The organism is Streptomyces sp. NPDC014733 (genome assembly GCF_043083385.1).
In the GTDB taxonomy this organism is placed as follows: Bacteria; Actinomycetota; Actinomycetes; order Streptomycetales; family Streptomycetaceae; genus Streptomyces.
Genome location: NZ_JBIBYO010000001.1, coordinates 172,203 through 188,188 on the forward strand (window position 1 = coordinate 172,203; position 15,986 = coordinate 188,188).

Sequence of the window (15,986 nt, forward strand, 5' to 3'; positions counted from 1 at the left end):
CCGGCCGGCCCGGTCCCGTACGACGACGGCCCGGTACGTGTCCGTCCGCCCCTGTGAGGGATGGCCGGACACGTACCGGGCCGTCGCGTTCCCGGCGCCCGTACGGGCCGGGGCGCGGCCGCCGTCAGGCCGTCGGGCTGCCCGAGACGGTGGCCGTGCGGGCGGCCGAGCTGTGGGTCTGCGGGCCGGAGGCGGACGGGCTCTGGTCGGTCGGTTTGCCCGTGGGGTCGGTCGGGTCCGGGGTCGTCGGCTCGTCCGTCGGGTCCTCGGTGGGCGTCGGCTCGGTCGGCCGGTGCGTGGGGCGCGTCGGACGGCTCGTCGGCTCGGTGGGGCGGCCGGTGGGCCGGGTCGGGGCGGTCGACGGGTCCGTCGGCGTCGGGGAGCCGGTGGGCGCGTCGGTGGTGGGCGCCTCCGTCGACGGGGACGCGCTCTCCTCCTGCGACGGCGTGGCCGAGGCGGTGGTGGCGGGCGGCGGGGCCTCGGGCGACCAGGTGTCCGCGGGCGTCGCCGGCTCCTCGTCCGGCTCGGCGGGCTGCTCCAGGGTGGTGCGGCCACCGGGACGGCTGTCGTCGCCGCCGGAGGTCGCGCCGAGCGTGACGACGGTGCCGAGCACCGCGGCGAGCAGCACACCCGCGCCCGCCGCGGTGAGATTGCGGCGGGTGGTGGCGGACTTCCGGGCGGCCAGGGCCGGCTGGACGGCGGTCTCGTCGGCCTTCTTCGCGGCGTGCCCGGCGCGGGAGGTGACGACCGGCACTCCGGCCACCGGCGTCTTCGGGCCGGGCGCGGCGTGGCGCGGCCCGGTGGACGCCACCGCCGCCGCGGGCGGAACGGGCGGTACGGCGGCGCCGGGCGCGGGCGGCGGCGGGGTGCCGGTGCCTTCGGCGCTCAGCCGCTCCCGGTCGGCGACGAGGGCGAGGGCGCGGCGGCCGGCCACCGCGCCGCTGCGGTCGGAGAGGACCCCGCGCAGCCCGATGGAGGCCTCCAGCTCGGCGCGGGCCCGGTCGAGGCTGTCGCCGCAGAGCGCCAGCACCCCCAACTCGTGGTGGAAATACGCCTCCTCGGCGACCTCACCGGCCAGCCGGGCGGCCTCCTGGCCGTGGCGCAGCCCGCGCTCCCAGGCGCTCCAGTGCAGCCCGGCGGCGAACGCCGGGGCGGCGGTGCGGGCCAGCAGCACGGCGGCGCTGGCGTGGCCGCCATCCCGGCCCGCGGTGAGCGCGGCCATCGCGGCGAGCACGGCGTCCGCCTCGGCCGCGGCGCGCTCGGGGGTGACCGAGGGGTGCCCGGCCCACCAGGCGTAGTGCTGGGCCGCGGTGTGCGCCCGGGCGGTCGCGCCGTCGGCGTAGCCGGCGGCGGTCAGCTGCTCCCGGACGGTGGCGGCGAGCCGGTAGTGGCCGCCCGCCGGGGTGATCAGCCCGCAGCCGAGGAGGTCGCCGAGGGCGGCGTCGGCGTGGGTGTCCTGGGTGAGGGCCGGCAGATGGGCCTGGTGCGGGAGTTCGCCGCCGAGCGCCACGGCGAACCGCAGCGTCTCCTGGGCGGCCGGCCCCAGCCGTCCGGCGATGACCGGCGCGGGCGCCGCGGTGTCGGCGGCGGAAGGCAGCGGGGCGTGCGGTTGACCGGGGACGCCCGCGGAGACGGGGGCGAAGAGGCCGGGGCCGTCGACGGGGGCGCCGCCGGGCCGGTCGCGCAGCCGCAGCAGCGCCGCCGCCTGCACGAAGCGCAGCGGCAGCCCCTCGGACTCCGCCCACAGCTCGGCGGCCCAGGCCACCTCCTCGTCGGTCAACGGCCGCTGCACGGCGCGCTCCAGGAGCCGCAGGCTCGCGCCGCGGCCGATACCGCCGAGGCGGATCTCCTCGACGGGGCAGCCGGGGCTGGGCGCCGCGACGTCGGGGGTGGCGGAGAAGAGGAAGGCGCACTCGGGGGTGGCGTCGAGCAGTTCGTCCAGGGCCCGGCCGCCGAACTCCAGGTCGTCGAGGACGACGATCGCGCCGATCCCGGCGAGCAGCCGCGACAGCTCGTCGCGGTCGGGCCGGTACTGCGGCGTGCGGTGGACCGCGGCGAGCAGCTCGTACAGCAGGTCGGTGGGGGTGCGGTGGTAGCCGGAGAGGCGGACGACGCCGTCGGGGGCGACCCCGGCGCAGGCGGTGGCGACGGCGTCGAGGAGGCGGGTGCGGCCGGCGCCGGAGGGGCCGGTGAGCCGTACCGAGCGGCCGCGGGTCAGCAGCCGCACCAGCCGCTCGGTCTCCTCGCCGCGCTCCTCCAGCGTGGCGGTGCGGGAGGCGTGGACGGGCGCGCCGGGCGGCACCGGGGGCGCGGCGGCGCGGGCGGCCTCGGTGCGCTCCTCCTCGGTCAGCCGCGCGGGCTCACCGGGCCGTTCCCCGGGCGGGCAGGGTTCCATCTCGCTGCCGTCGAGGGGGTTGACGGTGACGAGGTAGCGTCCGGCGACGAGACGGACGGTGCGGACGGGCTCCTCGGGGCCGGTCCGCATCCCGCCGAAGGCCGGTGCGCCGGGTGCGTCGCCGTCCGCCGGGATGCCGCTCTCGTCGGGTCCCCGCCGGGTGTTCGGGTCCATGGTCACAGCCCCCAGATGCCCTTCTGTTCGCTCCGCCCGGCCGCGCGGCCCGGCCTCGTGGGCCGGGTGCGCGCCGTGGTCGTGTGGTCCGGCCTGTCCCCCGGTCGCGCGGTGCGGGCGGGGCCGGGCTCGGCCGCCGCGGGTTCCGCGGACGCGGAGGTGACCCTAGCCCCGGGATGGTACGGGCCCGCCGCCGGGGCCCTGACATGTCCGGAACGACCCGTTCCGACGGTATGACCGCGGGCCCCGGGGACGCGGACGGCCCGGAACGGCCCGCGGCGCGGCGTTCCGGGCCCGCCGGGACTCAGACCCGGGGCAGCGTCTCCGCCGCGATCCCGCCCTCGATGGCGAGGATGCGGTGCAGGCGGGTGGCGACCAGCAGGCGCTGCATCCGGTGCGGCACCCCGCGCAGCACGAGGCGGCGGTTGACCCGGCCCGCCCGCCGGTGCGCCCCCATGATCACGCCGAGCCCCGTGGCGTCCCAGGAGTCCAGCTCGGTCAGATCCAGCACGAGATCGCCGCATCCGGAGTCGACGGCGTGGTGCAGGGCCGTACGGGCGTCCGCCGCGCTGCGGACGTCGAGGCGGCCCTCGACGACCAGCTCGGCGTAGTCGCCCTTGATGTGCATATGCGCTCCCCGAATGGTGTTGTGCCGTGCTGGAGGCCGTCCCGTCGTCCCCGGCGGGCGGAGGGCGGCCAGGGCGCCGCGCCGCCGTGCCGGACTTCCGGACAACCGGTGCCCGGACGCCCGTCCGCCGCGCGGGGCACCGCGTCTGCCGCCGTATGCCGTCCCACCAGGGACAACGGGACATCCTCCGGAGGTCTACCGGACTGACTGCCACTCCGGCGGCGAAGTTGCCGCCCGTGAGCGAACCGATACCGAATTCACCCGACGGGGTGACGACTTCGCCGCCCGCGATCTGACATCACGTCAGCATCCCTGGACAGACCCCCTCCTGAGCCTTCCAGGATGCCAGGCCGCGCCGCCGATCAGTGCGCGTAGAACCCGTGGCCGCTCTTCCGGCCGATGTCGCCGGCGTCGACCATCCGCCGCATGATCTCCGGCGGCGCGAACTTCTCGTCCTGCGACTCCGCGTAGATGTTGTCGGTGGCGTGCAGCAGGATGTCGACGCCGGTGAGGTCGGCGGTGGCCAGCGGGCCCATCGCGTGACCGAACCCCAGCTTGCACGCCAGGTCGATGTCCTCGGCGCTCGCCACGCCCGACTCGTAGAGCTTGGCCGCCTCGACGACCAGCGCGGAGATCAGCCGGGTGGTGACGAAACCGGCGACGTCGCGGTTGACGACGATGCAGGTCTTGCCGACGGACTCGGCGAACTCGCGGGCGGCGGCGAGGGTTTCGTCACTGGTCTTGTAGCCGCGCACCAGCTCGCACAGCTGCATCATCGGCACCGGCGAGAAGAAGTGCGTACCGACGACCCGCTCCGGGCAGGAGGTGGCCGCGGCGATCTTCGTGATCGGGATCGCGGAGGTGTTGGAGGCGAGGACCGCGTCGTCCTTGGCGAGCTTGTCGAGCGCCTGGAAGATCTCCCGCTTGACCTCGATCTTCTCGAAGACCGCCTCGACGACGACATCCGCGTCGCCGACCGCGTCCAGATCGGTCGTGGTGGTGATCCGGGCCAGCGCCTGCTCCGCGGCGTCCGCGTCCAGCTTCCCCTTGGCGACGAACTTCGCGTACGACGCCTCGATACCGCCCTTGCCGCGGGCCAGCGCCCCGTCCGTCACATCGCGGAGCACCACGTCCCACCCCGCCTGGGCGGAGACCTGCGCAATACCGGATCCCATGAGTCCGGCACCGATGACGGCGAGCTTCTTTGCCACTGCTGTCCCCTCACACCCTGTGTGTTCCAGAATCGGTCAGGGTGACGTTATCCGTACTGAGCGATCGTTTGGTAGGTAAGAGACACGCGTCACGCCCGCCCCCGCCGCAACTGCGCCCGGCGGCCCGCCCGTCCGGGTCCGGCGTCACCCGGAAGGCCGTCAGCGCGCCCCGTGCGCGGCGCAGTTCGGGCACCGCTCCCGGCGCCCCGGTCCGCCGGCGGGCCGCCGCGTACGCTCGTGCCATGGTGAATCTGACGCGTATCTACACCCGCACCGGCGACAAGGGCACCACCGCCCTGGGCGACATGAGCCGCACCGCCAAGACCGACCGCCGGATCGCCGCCTACGCGGACACCAACGAGGCCAACGCGGCGCTCGGCGTGGCGCTGGCCCTCGGCTCGCTGCCCGAGGAGGTCCGGGCGGTGCTGCTGCGCGTGCAGAACGACCTCTTCGACGTCGGCGCCGACCTGTCCACGCCGGTCGTCGAGGACCCGAAGTACCCGCCGTTGCGCGTCGAGCAGAGCTACATCGACAAGCTGGAGGCGGACTGCGACCGCTTCCTGGAGCAGTTGGAGAAGCTGCGCAGCTTCATCCTCCCGGGCGGCACGCCCGGCGCCGCCCTGCTCCACCAGGCGTGCACGATCGTCCGCCGCGCCGAGCGTGCGACGTGGGCGGCGTTCGAGGAGCACGGCGAGACCATGAACCCGCTCACCGCCACCTACCTCAACCGCCTCTCCGACCTGCTGTTCATCCTGGCCCGTACGGCCAACAAGGAGGTCGGGGACGTGCTGTGGGTGCCGGGCGGCGAGCGGTAGCCGCCCGTGGCCCGGGCCGCCCCCGCAGCGGCCCGGACCACGCTCAGCGCAGCACCTTCGGGGGCCGCGCCGCCTCCGGCTCCCCCGCCGGTGCCTTCTTCGGCCAGAGCAGGTACGACAGGGCGATCACGCCGTGGATGGCGACCAGCCGGACCATGGTGAGCTGCCAGCCCCGCAGCGTCGCGGTGTCGCCGTCACCGACGTACCAGACGGCCAGCTGCAGCAGCCCGGCCGCGACCGCACCCATCGCGACCGTCCGCAGCCACAGCTTCCCCTCGTGGCGGGCGCGGGCCATCCCGTGGCGGGGCGGTTTCGGGGGCCGCGGGGCGCCGCCGAAGCGGTGCGCGACATGGCCGTCGGCCCAGCGGATCGTGTAGTGGCCGTAGGCGACGGTGTAGCCGATGTAGACGGCGGCCAGGCCGTGCTTCCAGTCCGCCGTGGCGCCGCCCCGCAGATCGATCGCGGTGACGATCAGCAACGCCAGCTCCAGCAGCGGCTCCAGCAGCAGTACGGCTGCGCCGGTACGCGGCATCCGGCACCCGTACCGCAGCGTCAGACCGGCCGCGAGCAGCACCCAGAAACCGACCTCGCAGGCGACGATCAACGTGACGACCATGGTGTTCCTCCTCCGGGACCCCTCCAGGCTGCCGCGGCCACCCGGCCCGGGGCGTCGTCGCAGCCGACGATTCCGGCTGCATCTTTCGATGTACCGGCCGCTCCGCGACGACCGCCGTCACGTGGAGGCGGACGGCGCCCGGGCCGTGTTGGATGGACGGGTGCCGCCACTTCCCCGCCCCGCCCGACCGCACCGCGACGACTTCCTCATCGCGGCCGCCGGGCTGCTCGGCGGGGCGCTCCTGTGGGTACTGGGTCTGCGCGGGACGGCGCTGGTCACCTGGGTGCCGCCGGGGCTGTCCCTGGTCGCGCTGGCCGTCGCCGCCGGGGCCGAACTGCTGCGCCGTACCGCACCGCTGACCGGCCTGGCGCTCGCCACCGCCGCCCTCGCCCTGGACACCTGCGCCGGCACGCTCATCGCCACCGTCGTGATGTTCACCGACCTCGTCTACGCGGCGGTCCTCCACGGCGGGCCCCGCGCGGCCCGCCGCATCCCGCCGGCCACCGCGCTGGCGACCGTCCTCGGCACACTGATCGCGCTCGCCGTGGCCCGCGACCCGGAGGCGCTCTTCGTCGGCGTCTTCGTCGGGCTGCTCACCCTCACCCCCGCCTCGACGGGCCTGATCGTCCGCCACCACCGGGACGCGGCCCAGGCGGCCCGGCTGCGGGCCGAGCAGACCGCGCTGCTCGCCGGGATGGACCGGGCGCAGGCGGTCACCGCGGAGCGCGCGCGGATGGCCCGGGAGCTGCACGACGTCGTCGCCGGACATCTGTCGGCCATCGCGCTGCACACCACCGCCGCGCAGACCCTCGACGACCCGGCCGCGACCCGGGAGGCGCTCGGCGTCATCCGCGAGAACAGCGTGCAGGGTCTGGCCGAGATGCGCCGCCTCATCGGGCTGCTGCGCGCCTCCGGCGGCGCCGAGGCGGACGGCGAACCCGCCGCCGTCCCCACCCTCGACGGCCTCCCGGCCCTCCTCGCCCGGGCCCGCGCGGCCGGGGCGGGCGACGGACTGGCCTTCCGTCTGGACGACGCCCGCCGGGAGAACAGCGGGGGCGCCCGCCTCCCCGCCCCCGTGGAGCTGGCCGCCTACCGCATCGTCCAGGAATCCGTGACCAACGCCCTCAAGCACGCCGCGCCCGGCGAGGTCACCGTCCGCCTCGACCGGCCGCCGGGCGGCCCGCTCACCACCGTTGTGACCAGCCCGTACGGTGCCCGCCGCGGGCCGGGCGCCGCGCGGGTACCGGGCTCCGGCGCCGGACTGACCGGAATGCGTGAGCGCGCCGCGCTGCTCGGCGGCGACTGCGACGCGGGCCCGGCGGACGGCCCCGACGGCCCCGTATGGCGCGTACGGGCCACCCTTCCCGCCACCGAGGAGGCATCCCCGCCATGACCGGCACTCCCCCGCGCCCGCTGCGCGTCGTCGTCGCCGAGGACCAGTCCGCCGTCCGCGCCGGGCTCGTCCTCATCCTCCGCTCCGACCCCGGCATCGAGGTCGCCGGAGAGGCGGCGGACGGCGAGGAGGCGGTCCGCCTCGCCCGCGAGCTCCGCCCCGACCTCGTCCTCATGGACGTCCAGATGCCGCGGCTCGACGGCGTCTCCGCCACCCGGTGCATCGTCGCGGAAGGGCTGGCGGACGTCCTGGTGCTGACCACCTTCGACCTGGACGCGTACGTCTTCGGCGCGCTGCGCGCCGGGGCCGCGGGTTTCCTGCTCAAGGACATGGACGCGACGGCGCTGCTGGCCGCGGTGCACACGGTGGCCGCCGGGGACGGCATCGTCGCACCGGCGGTCACCCGCCGGCTGATCGCGGAGTTCGCCGGGGCCTCCCCGTCCCGGGGGCGTACGGAGCCCGCGCCCGATCCGGCGGTGCTGGAGACGCTGACCCGGCGGGAGCGGGAGGTGCTGGGCGTCCTGGGCCGCGGCCTGTCGAACGCCGAGGCCGCGGTCCGGCTGAAGATGGCCGAGGCGACCGTGAAGACGCACGTCAGCCGCCTGCTGGCCAAGCTGGGACTGCGCAGCCGGGTACAGGCGGCCGTCCTGGCCCAGGAACTGGGCGTGGAGCCGCCGCAGTAGACCTACAGAGGCGCTCTCTCAGGCCACATTGGCCCTCCCGGACTCCGTCCGGGGGCACCCCCTGCCAGCGGGGCCCCTTCTTCAGTTCTTCAGTTCTTCAGGCCACATTGACCCGCTGGCCCGGAGGTGCCGCCTCCAGCCATGCCAGGAAGCCGGTGAGGGCGTCCTCGCTCATCGCCAGTTCCAGGCGGGTGCCGCTGTGGCGGCAGACGAGCACGACGGAGTCGGAGAGCAGCGCCAGCTCCTCCTCACCCTGCGGGGTGCGGCGCTCGACGACCTCGATGGCGGAGCGCTCCAGGATGCGGCGGGGCCGCGGTGCGTAGGAGAAGACCCGGAACCACTCGACGCGGTCACCGTTGTAGCGGGCGACGCCGTAGATCCAGCCCTTGCCGCTGGGCTCGCGTTCGTCCTCCGGTACGTCCCAGCGCAGGCTGCAGTCGAAGGTGCCGCCGGAGCGCTGGATGAGCCGCCGCCGCAACCCGAAGACGAACAGCCCCAGCAGCACCAGCACCACGACCGCGCCGCTCACGAGCAGAGCGAGGACCATCTCGACCGACCTCCTCGCCTCTGTGGGGGATCCCCGCGCCGGGTCGGGCGCGAGGGAGGGAAACGCACCTGCATTGCCTCAGCCGCGGGCCGCTCCGGAAGTCTCCGGGCAGCCCGCGGCTGAGGATCGATCTCGTCGGTGACGGGGCTCAGTGAACGCCCGTCACCGCGCGCAGCCGGACATCGGCGCGACGCTCGGCGGCCGCGTCAGCGTCCGACTTCGCTCGCTCCAGTGCCCGCTCCGCGCGCTGGACATCGATCTCGTCCGACAGCTCGGCGATCTCCGCGAGCAGAGACAGCTTGTTGTCGGCGAACGAGATGAAGCCGCCGTGCACCGCGGCGACGACAGTACCGTCCCCGCTCTCGCCGGTCGTACGGATCGTCACCGGGCCCGACTGCAGCACGCCGAGCAGCGGCTGGTGTCCGGGCATGACGCCGATGTCGCCCGACGAGGTGCGCGCGACGACCAGGCTGGCCTCACCGGACCAGACCTGCCGGTCCGCTGCGACCAACTCGACGTGCAGCTCAGCCACGATGGCTCCTCGGGTCTCCACCTGCCGGGTCCGGCAGATGTTGGGTCAAATACTAGTGGTCGTACGGTCCGGGGGCGGCCAGGGCCGCCCCCGGTGCCGAGGCCGGGGTCAGGAGACGCCCAGCTCCTTGGCGTTCCGCTCCAGGTCCTCGATGCCACCGCACATGAAGAAGGCCTGCTCGGGGAAGTGGTCGTACTCGCCGTCCGCGATGGCGTTGAAGGCGTGGATCGACTCGTCGAGCGAGACGTCCGAACCGTCGACGCCGGTGAACTGCTTCGCGACGTGGGTGTTCTGCGAGAGGAACCGCTCGATACGACGGGCGCGGTAGACGGTGAGCTTGTCTTCCTCACCGAGCTCGTCGATACCCAGAATCGCGATGATGTCCTGGAGGTCCTTGTACTTCTGCAGGATCGTCTTGACGCGCATCGCGCAGTCGTAGTGGTCCTGCGCGATGTAGCGCGGGTCCAGGATGCGGGACGTCGAGTCCAGCGGGTCGACCGCCGGGTAGATGCCCTTCTCCGAGATCGGACGGGACAGAACGGTCGTCGCGTCCAGGTGGGCGAAGGTGGTCGCCGGCGCCGGGTCGGTCAGGTCGTCCGCGGGGACGTAGATCGCCTGCATCGAGGTGATCGAGTGACCACGGGTCGAGGTGATGCGCTCCTGCAGGAGGCCCATCTCGTCCGCCAGGTTCGGCTGGTAACCCACCGCGGACGGCATACGGCCGAGCAGCGTGGAGACCTCGGAACCCGCCTGGGTGTACCGGAAGATGTTGTCGATGAAGAAGAGGACGTCCTGCTTCTGGACGTCACGGAAGTACTCCGCCATCGTCAGACCGGCCAGGGCGACGCGCAGACGGGTGCCCGGGGGCTCGTCCATCTGGCCGAAGACCAGCGCGGTCTTGTCGATGACGCCGGAGTCCGTCATCTCCTCGATGAGGTCGTTGCCCTCACGGGTGCGCTCACCGACACCGGCGAACACCGACACACCGTCGTGGTTGTTGGCCACGCGGTAGATCATTTCCTGGATCAGAACGGTCTTGCCGACACCGGCACCACCGAACAGACCGATCTTGCCGCCCTTGACGTACGGGGTCAGCAGGTCGATGACCTTGACGCCGGTCTCGAACATCTCGGTCTTGGACTCGAGCTGGTCGAACGAGGGCGCCTTGCGGTGGATCGGCCAGCGCTCGGTGACCTGGGCGGCCGCCTCGGGCTTGTTCAGGATCTCGCCGAGGGTGTTGAAGACCTTGCCCTTGGTGATGTCACCGACGGGCACGGTGATGCCCGTGCCGGTGTCGGTCACCGGAGCCTGGCGGACCAGACCGTCGGTGGGCTGCATCGAGATCGCCCGGACGAGGCCGTCACCCAGGTGCTGGGCGACCTCGAGGGTCAGGGTCTTGGTCGCGCCCTGCTCGGCAGGGTCCTCGACGTCGACGTGCAGCGCGTTGTAGATGTCCGGCATCGCGTCGACGGGGAACTCCACGTCGACGACCGGGCCGATGACCCGCGAGACGCGGCCTGCGGCCACGCCCGACGCGGCGGTCGGCTCAACAGTGGTGGTCATAGTTGTCAGTCACTCCCCGCGGTCGCGTCGGCCAGGGCGCTCGCGCCACCGACGATCTCGCTGATTTCCTGGGTGATTTCGGCCTGGCGGGCCGCGTTGGCAAGCCGCGAGAGCGACTTGATGAGCTCTTCGGCGTTGTCGGTGGCCGACTTCATCGCGCGTCGCGTGGCGGCGTGCTTCGAGGCGGCGGCCTGGAGCAGCGCGTTGTAGATCCGCGACTCGACGTACCGCGGCAGCAGGGCGTCGAGGACGTCCTCCGCCGAGGGCTCGAACTCGAAGAGGGGGAGGATCTCCCCGCCCTTCGCCGGCTCCTCCTGCTCGCCCGCGGCGGTGCCGAGGCTGAGCGGCAGCAGCCGGTCGTCGAGCGCCGTCTGCGTCATCATCGACACGAACTCCGTGAAGACGATGTGGAGTTCGTCCACACCACCGTCGGCGGTGTCCTTCTGCACGGCGGCGATCAGCGGCGCGGCGACCGCCTTCGCGTCGGCGTACGTCGGGCTGTCGGTGAAGCCGGTCCACGACTCCTGCACCGTCCGCTCGCGGAAGGCGTAGTACGACACGCCCTTGCGCCCGACGATGTAGGCGTCGACCTCCTTGCCCTCGGCCCGGAGCCGCTCGGTGAGCTGCTCCGCCGCCTTGATGACGTTGGAGGAGTAGCCGCCGGCCAGACCGCGGTCGCTCGTGATGAGCAGCAGCGCGGCGCGGGCCGGCCGCTCCGCCTCGGTCGTGAGCGGGTGCTGGGTGTTCGAGCCGGTGGCAACCGCCGTCACCGCGCGGGTCAGTTCACTCGCGTACGGCGTCGATGCCGCCACCTGACGCTGCGCCTTGACGACGCGCGAGGCGGCGATCATCTCCATCGCCTTGGTGATCTTCTTGGTCGCGGTGACGGAGCGGATGCGACGCTTGTAGACCCGGAGCGAGGCTCCCATGGATCAGGTCCCTTCCGTCGTCACTTGGCGGTGCTGACCGGAGCGTCCTCACCGAGAAGCTTGCCGTCCGAGGTCTCGAACTGCTGCTTGAAGGCGGCGACGGAATCGGTGAGCGCCTGGATGGTGTCGTCGGACATCTTGCCGCCCTCGACGATGCTGACCAGCAGGTCCTTCTTCTCCCGGCCCAGGTAGTCCAGGAGCTCCCGCTCGAAGCGGCGGATGTCCTCGACGGGGACGTCGTCCATCTTGCCGGTGGTGCCGGCCCAGATGGAGACGACCTGGTCCTCGACGGGGTACGGGGCGTACTGACCCTGCTTGAGCAGCTCGGTCATGCGCTTACCGCGCTCCAGCTGGGCCTTGGAGGCGGCGTCCAGGTCGGAACCGAAGGCGGCGAACGCCTCCAGCTCGCGGTACTGGGCGAGGTCCACACGGAGGCGGCCGGAGACCTGCTTCATGGCCTTGTGCTGGGCGGAGCCACCGACACGGGAGACGGAGATACCGACGTTCAGCGCCGGGCGCTGGCCCGCGTTGAACAGGTCGGACTCCAGGAAGCACTGGCCGTCGGTGATGGAGATGACGTTGGTCGGGATGAACGCCGACACGTCGTTCGCCTTGGTCTCGACGATCGGGAGGCCCGTCATCGAACCGGCACCCAGCTCGTCGGAGAGCTTCGCGCAGCGCTCCAGCAGACGCGAGTGCAGGTAGAAGACGTCGCCCGGGTACGCCTCACGGCCCGGCGGGCGGCGCAGCAGCAGGGAGACGGCGCGGTAGGCGTCGGCCTGCTTCGAGAGGTCGTCGAAGATGATCAGGACGTGCTTGCCCTGGTACATCCAGTGCTGGCCGATGGCCGAGCCGGTGTAGGGCGCCAGGTACTTGAAGCCCGCCGGGTCGGACGCCGGGGCGGCGACGATGGTGGTGTACTCCAGGGCGCCGGCCTCCTCCAGCGCACCGCGCACGGACGCGATGGTGGAGCCCTTCTGGCCGATGGCGACGTAGATGCAGCGGACCTGCTTCTTCGGGTCGCCCGAGCGCCAGTTGTCGCGCTGGTTGATGATCGTGTCGACGGCCAGCGCGGTCTTGCCGGTCTGGCGGTCGCCGATGATCAGCTGACGCTGGCCACGGCCGATCGGGACCATCGAGTCGACGGCCTTGTAGCCGGTCTGCATCGGCTCGTGGACCGACTTACGGACCATGACGCCCGGAGCCTGCAGCTCCAGGGCGCGGCGGCCCTCGGACTCGATCTCGCCGAGGCCGTCGATCGGGTTGCCCAGCGGGTCGACGACGCGGCCGAGGTAGCCCTCGCCCACGGCGACCGAGAGCACCTCACCGGTGCGCTGCACCGGCTGGCCCTCCTCGATCCCGTTGAACTCGCCGAGGACGACGGCACCGATTTCGCGCTCTTCGAGGTTGAGCGCGAGGCCGAGGGTGCCGTCCTCGAACTTCAGCAGTTCGTTCGCCATCGCCGAGGGAAGGCCCTCGACCTTCGCGATGCCGTCACCGGCCTCGCTGACCGTGCCGACCTCCTCGCGCGAGGCCGCGTCCGGCTTGTACGCCTGGACGAAGTTCTCCAGCGCGTCCCGGATCTCCTCCGGCCGGATCGTGAGCTCCGCCATCTGGGTTCCCTGCTCTCCTTGTTGGGCCCGAAGTTACTTGCGGGGGTCTGGGGGTTACGTCCCCAGGGGGTTTCCGCCTACGGCCCAACTCGGGCCGCCGTCGTGCTTGTGCTGTCTCCCGGCGCGGGCTCCCGGCCGCGGCCGGACCTCTCGGTCCGGCCCGTCGGTGCCGGCGCCCTGCCGCCGGTGGTGCAGCTCTTGAGTTGGTGGCTGGGTCAGCCGGCCATCCGCCGTGCCGCCTCGTCGAGGCGGTCCGCGATGCTCCCGTTGATGACCTCGTCGCCGATCCGGACCTGCACACCGCCGAGGACCTCGGGGTCCACGTCGAGGTTCAGGTGGATCTGCCGTCCGTAGACGTTCGCCAGCGCGGCGGCAAGACGCGTGCGCTGTGCTTCGTCCATCGGCACCGCCGTGGTGACCACCGCGACCATGCGGTCGCGCCGGTGCGCGGCCAGCTTGGAGAGGGCGTCGAGCCCTGCTTCCAGGCTACGGCCTCGCGGCTGTGCCACGAGCCGGCCCACGATGCGTGCGGTCACCGGGTTGGCCCGGCCGCCCAGCAGCGTGGTCACCAGCTCGGTCTTGGCGGCGACCGAGGCGTTGCGATCGGTCAGCGCGCGGCGCAGGTCGCCGTTGGACGTGAGGATCCGGCCGAACCGGAACAGTTCGTCCTCGACGTCGTCGAGCCGGCCGGACCGCTGTGCCGCGGCGAGGTCGGCGCTGTAGGACAGCTCCTCCATCGCGTCGGCGAGGTCGCGCGAACGCGACCAGCGGGACCGGACCATGCCGGACACCAGGGCGGCGGCCGGGCCGCCGATCTTGGTGCCGAGCAGCCGGTCGGCCAGCTCGGCCCGCGCCTCGCCGGACTGCGCCGGGTCGGTCAGGACCCGACGCAGCGAGACCTCGCGGTCGAGCAGAGCGGTGACGGCAGCCAGCTCCTCGGCGAGCTTCGCCGCGTCGACGGACGCGTTGTCCGTCTGTGCGTCGAGCTGCTCGCGTGCGGAGGCGAGTGCCTCGCGGCTCGCTCCGTTCATCGGCCGGCCTCAGCCTTCGTCGTGTCCGACGCCGCCTTGGCCTCGAGCTCGTCGAGGAAGCGGTCGATGGTCCGGCTCTGTCGGGCGTGGTCCTCCAGGGACTCGCCGACGAGCTTGCCGGCCAGGTCGGTGGCGAGCTTGCCCACGTCCTGGCGCAGGGACTGCGCAGCCTGCTTGCGGTCGGCCTCGATCTGGGCGTGACCGGCAGCGATGATTTCCTCACGCTGCCGCTGGCCCTCGGCGCGCATCTCGGCGATGAGCGTCGCGCCCTGCTCCTGCGCCTCCTGGCGCAGGCGCGCGGCCTCGTGGCGGGCGTCGGCGAGCTGGGCCCGGTAGTCCTCCAGGACCTGCTGGGCCTCGGCCTGAAGGGCCTCGGCCTTCTCCATGCCGCCTTCGATGCTCTCGCGGCGCTCGTCCAGAACCTTGTTGATGTTCGGGAGGAGCTTCTTGGCGAGGAAACCGAAGACGATGAAGAAGGCGATCAGGCCGATGACAAGCTCTGGGATCGGCGGGATGAGCGGGTTCTCGGGAACCTCGACCTCACTCGCCAGGCTGACCAGGGTCACGTCAATGCCTTCCGTCTAAGGGTCGTCGATGGGGCTTCGATTTACTTGAAGACGAAGCCCATGACGATGCCGATGAGGGCGAGCGCCTCACAGAAGGCGAAACCCATGATCTGGTTGGTGCGGATCAGGCCGGCGGCCTCGGGCTGACGGGCCAGGGCCTGGGTGCCGTTACCGAAGATGATGCCGACGCCGACGCCGGGGCCGATGGCGGCCAGGCCGTAACCGATCGCGCTGGCGCTGCCGGTGAACGCGTCTGCGGAGGCGAGGGTCTGGAGAGCGGACATGCCGGTTCTTCCTTCTCTTTCAAGTACCGGTGGGGGTTGGCCACCGGACGTCTGTGGGTTGAGGGAGGCGGGGTGCTCAGTGGTGCTCGGCGAGCGCGCCCTGCACGTAGTTGCAGGCCAGGAGGACGAAGACGTACGCCTGGACGGCCTGGATGAACAGCTCGAAGGCGGTCATCACGATCGTCATCACGAAGGAGGCGCCCGCGTAGACGAAGCCGACGCCGTTCGCCAGGTAGAAGCTGGCGACGGTGAACATCACGATCAGCATGTGGCCCGCGAACATGTTCGCGAAGAGTCGCACCGCGTGGGTGAAGGGCCGGATGATCAGGTTCGAGAGCAGCTCGATGATCATCAGCAGCGGGAGAACCCAGCCGAGCGACTTGTCGTAGCCGGAGAAGTTCTTGAAGGCGCCGACGAAGCCGTGCTTCTTGAAGGTCAGACCCACCCACAGGAGCCAGACCAGAAGGGCCAGACCCGCGGGGAAGGCGATGATCGACGTCACCGGGAACTGGGCGACCGGAATGATCGACCAGAGGTTCATGATCCACACGAAGAAGAACAGCGCGACCATGAAGGGGACGTACTTCTCGCCCTCCTTCTTGCCGAGCGCGTCGTACACGAGCCCGCGGCGCACGAAGTCGTAGCCCGCCTCAGCGACCATCTGGAGCTTGCCCGGCACGACCTTGGCGCGACCGAAGGCGGCCCAGAAGAACCACACCACGACGACCGTGCTCAGCAGAGCCAGCAGCATCGGCTTGTTGAAGTTGAAGCCGCCGATGGTGAAGAGCGGATCGAAGACGAACGAATGAAGGCCCGGGGCCTCGAAGCCACACCCCGGGATGAAGAGGTGGCACTCCGTGTCGAAGGCGAGCATCGTTTCAGCACTCACCGCGGGCTCCTTCAGCGTGGCGCATGGGTACGGCAACCTCGTTGTGTCGGCGCGGCATTGAGCCACGGAGCGGCACTGGACTGGTCTTGCGGATTAGGGGGCGGCGTCTCGGCGCTG

The 15,986-nt window shown here is 72.2% G+C and carries 16 protein-coding genes; 3 read left to right on the forward strand and 13 right to left on the reverse strand.

Going from position 1 to position 15,986, the window contains the following annotated elements; all coding sequences use genetic code 11:
* Nucleotides 1-124: 124 nt before the first annotated feature.
* The 3 genes from ACF1BH_RS00700 to ACF1BH_RS00710 all read right to left on the reverse strand — a co-directional run bounded on the left by ACF1BH_RS00700 (nt 125) and on the right by ACF1BH_RS00710 (nt 4,408).
* Nucleotides 125-2,569 carry an ATP-binding protein gene (locus ACF1BH_RS00700; protein WP_391640222.1) on the reverse strand — a complete coding sequence of 815 codons (2,445 nt, stop codon included), beginning with the start codon at nt 2,567-2,569 and terminating at the stop codon, nt 125-127.
* A 304-nt stretch (nt 2,570-2,873) separates the two neighbouring features.
* Nucleotides 2,874-3,197 (reverse strand): STAS domain-containing protein, encoded by a 324-nt coding sequence (locus ACF1BH_RS00705; RefSeq protein ID WP_391640223.1) that lies wholly within the window; start codon nt 3,195-3,197, stop codon nt 2,874-2,876.
* A gap of 362 nt (nt 3,198-3,559) precedes the next feature.
* Nucleotides 3,560-4,408: a 3-hydroxyacyl-CoA dehydrogenase family protein gene (locus ACF1BH_RS00710; RefSeq protein WP_391640224.1), complete on the reverse strand. Its 849-nt coding sequence runs from the start codon at nt 4,406-4,408 to the stop codon at nt 3,560-3,562.
* Nucleotides 4,409-4,650: 242 nt separating this feature from the next.
* Between ACF1BH_RS00710 and ACF1BH_RS00715 the strand changes: the two genes are divergently transcribed.
* Nucleotides 4,651-5,223: a cob(I)yrinic acid a,c-diamide adenosyltransferase gene (locus ACF1BH_RS00715; RefSeq protein WP_391640225.1), complete on the forward strand. Its 573-nt coding sequence runs from the start codon at nt 4,651-4,653 to the stop codon at nt 5,221-5,223.
* A gap of 43 nt (nt 5,224-5,266) precedes the next feature.
* Here the strand turns inward: ACF1BH_RS00715 and ACF1BH_RS00720 are convergent, their stop codons facing one another.
* A complete protein-coding gene (locus tag ACF1BH_RS00720) occupies nt 5,267-5,839 on the reverse strand; it encodes a hypothetical protein (protein WP_391640226.1) in 573 nt (190 codons plus the stop codon).
* An 88-nt stretch (nt 5,840-5,927) separates the two neighbouring features.
* Here ACF1BH_RS00720 and ACF1BH_RS00725 point away from each other — a divergent pair, with 88 nt between their 5' ends.
* Nucleotides 5,928-7,232 (forward strand): sensor histidine kinase, encoded by a 1,305-nt coding sequence (locus ACF1BH_RS00725; RefSeq protein ID WP_391640227.1) that lies wholly within the window; start codon nt 5,928-5,930, stop codon nt 7,230-7,232.
* Nucleotides 7,229-7,915 (forward strand): response regulator, encoded by a 687-nt coding sequence (locus tag ACF1BH_RS00730; protein ID WP_391640228.1) that lies wholly within the window; start codon nt 7,229-7,231, stop codon nt 7,913-7,915. Before ACF1BH_RS00725 ends, ACF1BH_RS00730 begins: the two co-directional genes overlap by 4 nt.
* Before the next feature lie 97 nt (nt 7,916-8,012).
* Here the strand turns inward: ACF1BH_RS00730 and ACF1BH_RS00735 are convergent, their stop codons facing one another.
* From ACF1BH_RS00735 to atpB, 9 genes are all read right to left on the reverse strand, one after another.
* The gene (locus ACF1BH_RS00735; RefSeq protein WP_345086176.1) at nt 8,013-8,462 is read right to left on the reverse strand and encodes a DUF2550 domain-containing protein; all 450 of its coding nucleotides are present in this window, start codon (nt 8,460-8,462) and stop codon (nt 8,013-8,015) included.
* Nucleotides 8,463-8,610: 148 nt separating this feature from the next.
* A complete protein-coding gene (locus ACF1BH_RS00740) occupies nt 8,611-8,994 on the reverse strand; it encodes a F0F1 ATP synthase subunit epsilon (RefSeq protein WP_018087383.1) in 384 nt (127 codons plus the stop codon).
* A gap of 108 nt (nt 8,995-9,102) precedes the next feature.
* Nucleotides 9,103-10,557, reverse strand: a complete 1,455-nt coding sequence (atpD, locus tag ACF1BH_RS00745; protein ID WP_391640229.1) for a F0F1 ATP synthase subunit beta — start codon at nt 10,555-10,557, stop codon at nt 9,103-9,105.
* 5 nt (nt 10,558-10,562) lie between these two features.
* Nucleotides 10,563-11,486 carry a F0F1 ATP synthase subunit gamma gene (locus ACF1BH_RS00750; RefSeq protein WP_391640230.1) on the reverse strand — a complete coding sequence of 308 codons (924 nt, stop codon included), beginning with the start codon at nt 11,484-11,486 and terminating at the stop codon, nt 10,563-10,565.
* 20 nt (nt 11,487-11,506) lie between these two features.
* Nucleotides 11,507-13,099, reverse strand: coding sequence for a F0F1 ATP synthase subunit alpha (atpA, locus tag ACF1BH_RS00755; RefSeq protein WP_391640231.1), 1,593 nt, complete (start codon nt 13,097-13,099; stop codon nt 11,507-11,509).
* Between the two features lie 215 nt (nt 13,100-13,314).
* Nucleotides 13,315-14,130, reverse strand: coding sequence for a F0F1 ATP synthase subunit delta (locus tag ACF1BH_RS00760; RefSeq protein WP_391640232.1), 816 nt, complete (start codon nt 14,128-14,130; stop codon nt 13,315-13,317).
* On the reverse strand, nt 14,127-14,690 hold the full coding sequence (locus ACF1BH_RS00765) for a F0F1 ATP synthase subunit B (protein WP_391640973.1): 564 nt from the start codon (nt 14,688-14,690) through the stop codon (nt 14,127-14,129). The genes ACF1BH_RS00760 and ACF1BH_RS00765 overlap by 4 nt, the downstream gene beginning before the upstream one ends.
* Before the next feature lie 47 nt (nt 14,691-14,737).
* Complete coding sequence (gene atpE / locus ACF1BH_RS00770) at nt 14,738-14,980, reverse strand: ATP synthase F0 subunit C (RefSeq protein ID WP_030280712.1); 243 nt, start codon at nt 14,978-14,980, stop codon at nt 14,738-14,740.
* Nucleotides 14,981-15,056: 76 nt separating this feature from the next.
* Nucleotides 15,057-15,854 carry a F0F1 ATP synthase subunit A gene (gene atpB / locus ACF1BH_RS00775; protein ID WP_391640974.1) on the reverse strand — a complete coding sequence of 266 codons (798 nt, stop codon included), beginning with the start codon at nt 15,852-15,854 and terminating at the stop codon, nt 15,057-15,059.
* Between the last annotated feature and the right edge of the window lie 132 nt (nt 15,855-15,986).

Bases quoted from the DNA above. Each gene is read 5' to 3' on its own strand.
- ACF1BH_RS00700 (WP_391640222.1), bottom strand. From the start codon at position 2,569: ATGGACCCGAACACCCGGCGGGGACCCGACGAGAGCGGCATCCCGGCG.
- atpA (WP_391640231.1), bottom strand. From the start codon at position 13,099: ATGGCGGAGCTCACGATCCGGCCGGAGGAGATCCGGGACGCGCTGGAG.
- atpE (WP_030280712.1), bottom strand. From the start codon at position 14,980: ATGTCCGCTCTCCAGACCCTCGCCTCCGCAGACGCGTTCACCGGCAGC.
- ACF1BH_RS00720 (WP_391640226.1), bottom strand. From the start codon at position 5,839: ATGGTCGTCACGTTGATCGTCGCCTGCGAGGTCGGTTTCTGGGTGCTG.
- ACF1BH_RS00760 (WP_391640232.1), bottom strand. From the start codon at position 14,130: ATGAACGGAGCGAGCCGCGAGGCACTCGCCTCCGCACGCGAGCAGCTC.
- ACF1BH_RS00725 (WP_391640227.1), top strand. From the start codon at position 5,928: ATGTACCGGCCGCTCCGCGACGACCGCCGTCACGTGGAGGCGGACGGC.
- atpB (WP_391640974.1), bottom strand. From the start codon at position 15,854: ATGCTCGCCTTCGACACGGAGTGCCACCTCTTCATCCCGGGGTGTGGC.
- atpD (WP_391640229.1), bottom strand. From the start codon at position 10,557: ATGACCACCACTGTTGAGCCGACCGCCGCGTCGGGCGTGGCCGCAGGC.
- ACF1BH_RS00735 (WP_345086176.1), bottom strand. From the start codon at position 8,462: ATGGTCCTCGCTCTGCTCGTGAGCGGCGCGGTCGTGGTGCTGGTGCTG.
- ACF1BH_RS00715 (WP_391640225.1), top strand. From the start codon at position 4,651: ATGGTGAATCTGACGCGTATCTACACCCGCACCGGCGACAAGGGCACC.
- ACF1BH_RS00750 (WP_391640230.1), bottom strand. From the start codon at position 11,486: ATGGGAGCCTCGCTCCGGGTCTACAAGCGTCGCATCCGCTCCGTCACC.
- ACF1BH_RS00730 (WP_391640228.1), top strand. From the start codon at position 7,229: ATGACCGGCACTCCCCCGCGCCCGCTGCGCGTCGTCGTCGCCGAGGAC.
- ACF1BH_RS00705 (WP_391640223.1), bottom strand. From the start codon at position 3,197: ATGCACATCAAGGGCGACTACGCCGAGCTGGTCGTCGAGGGCCGCCTC.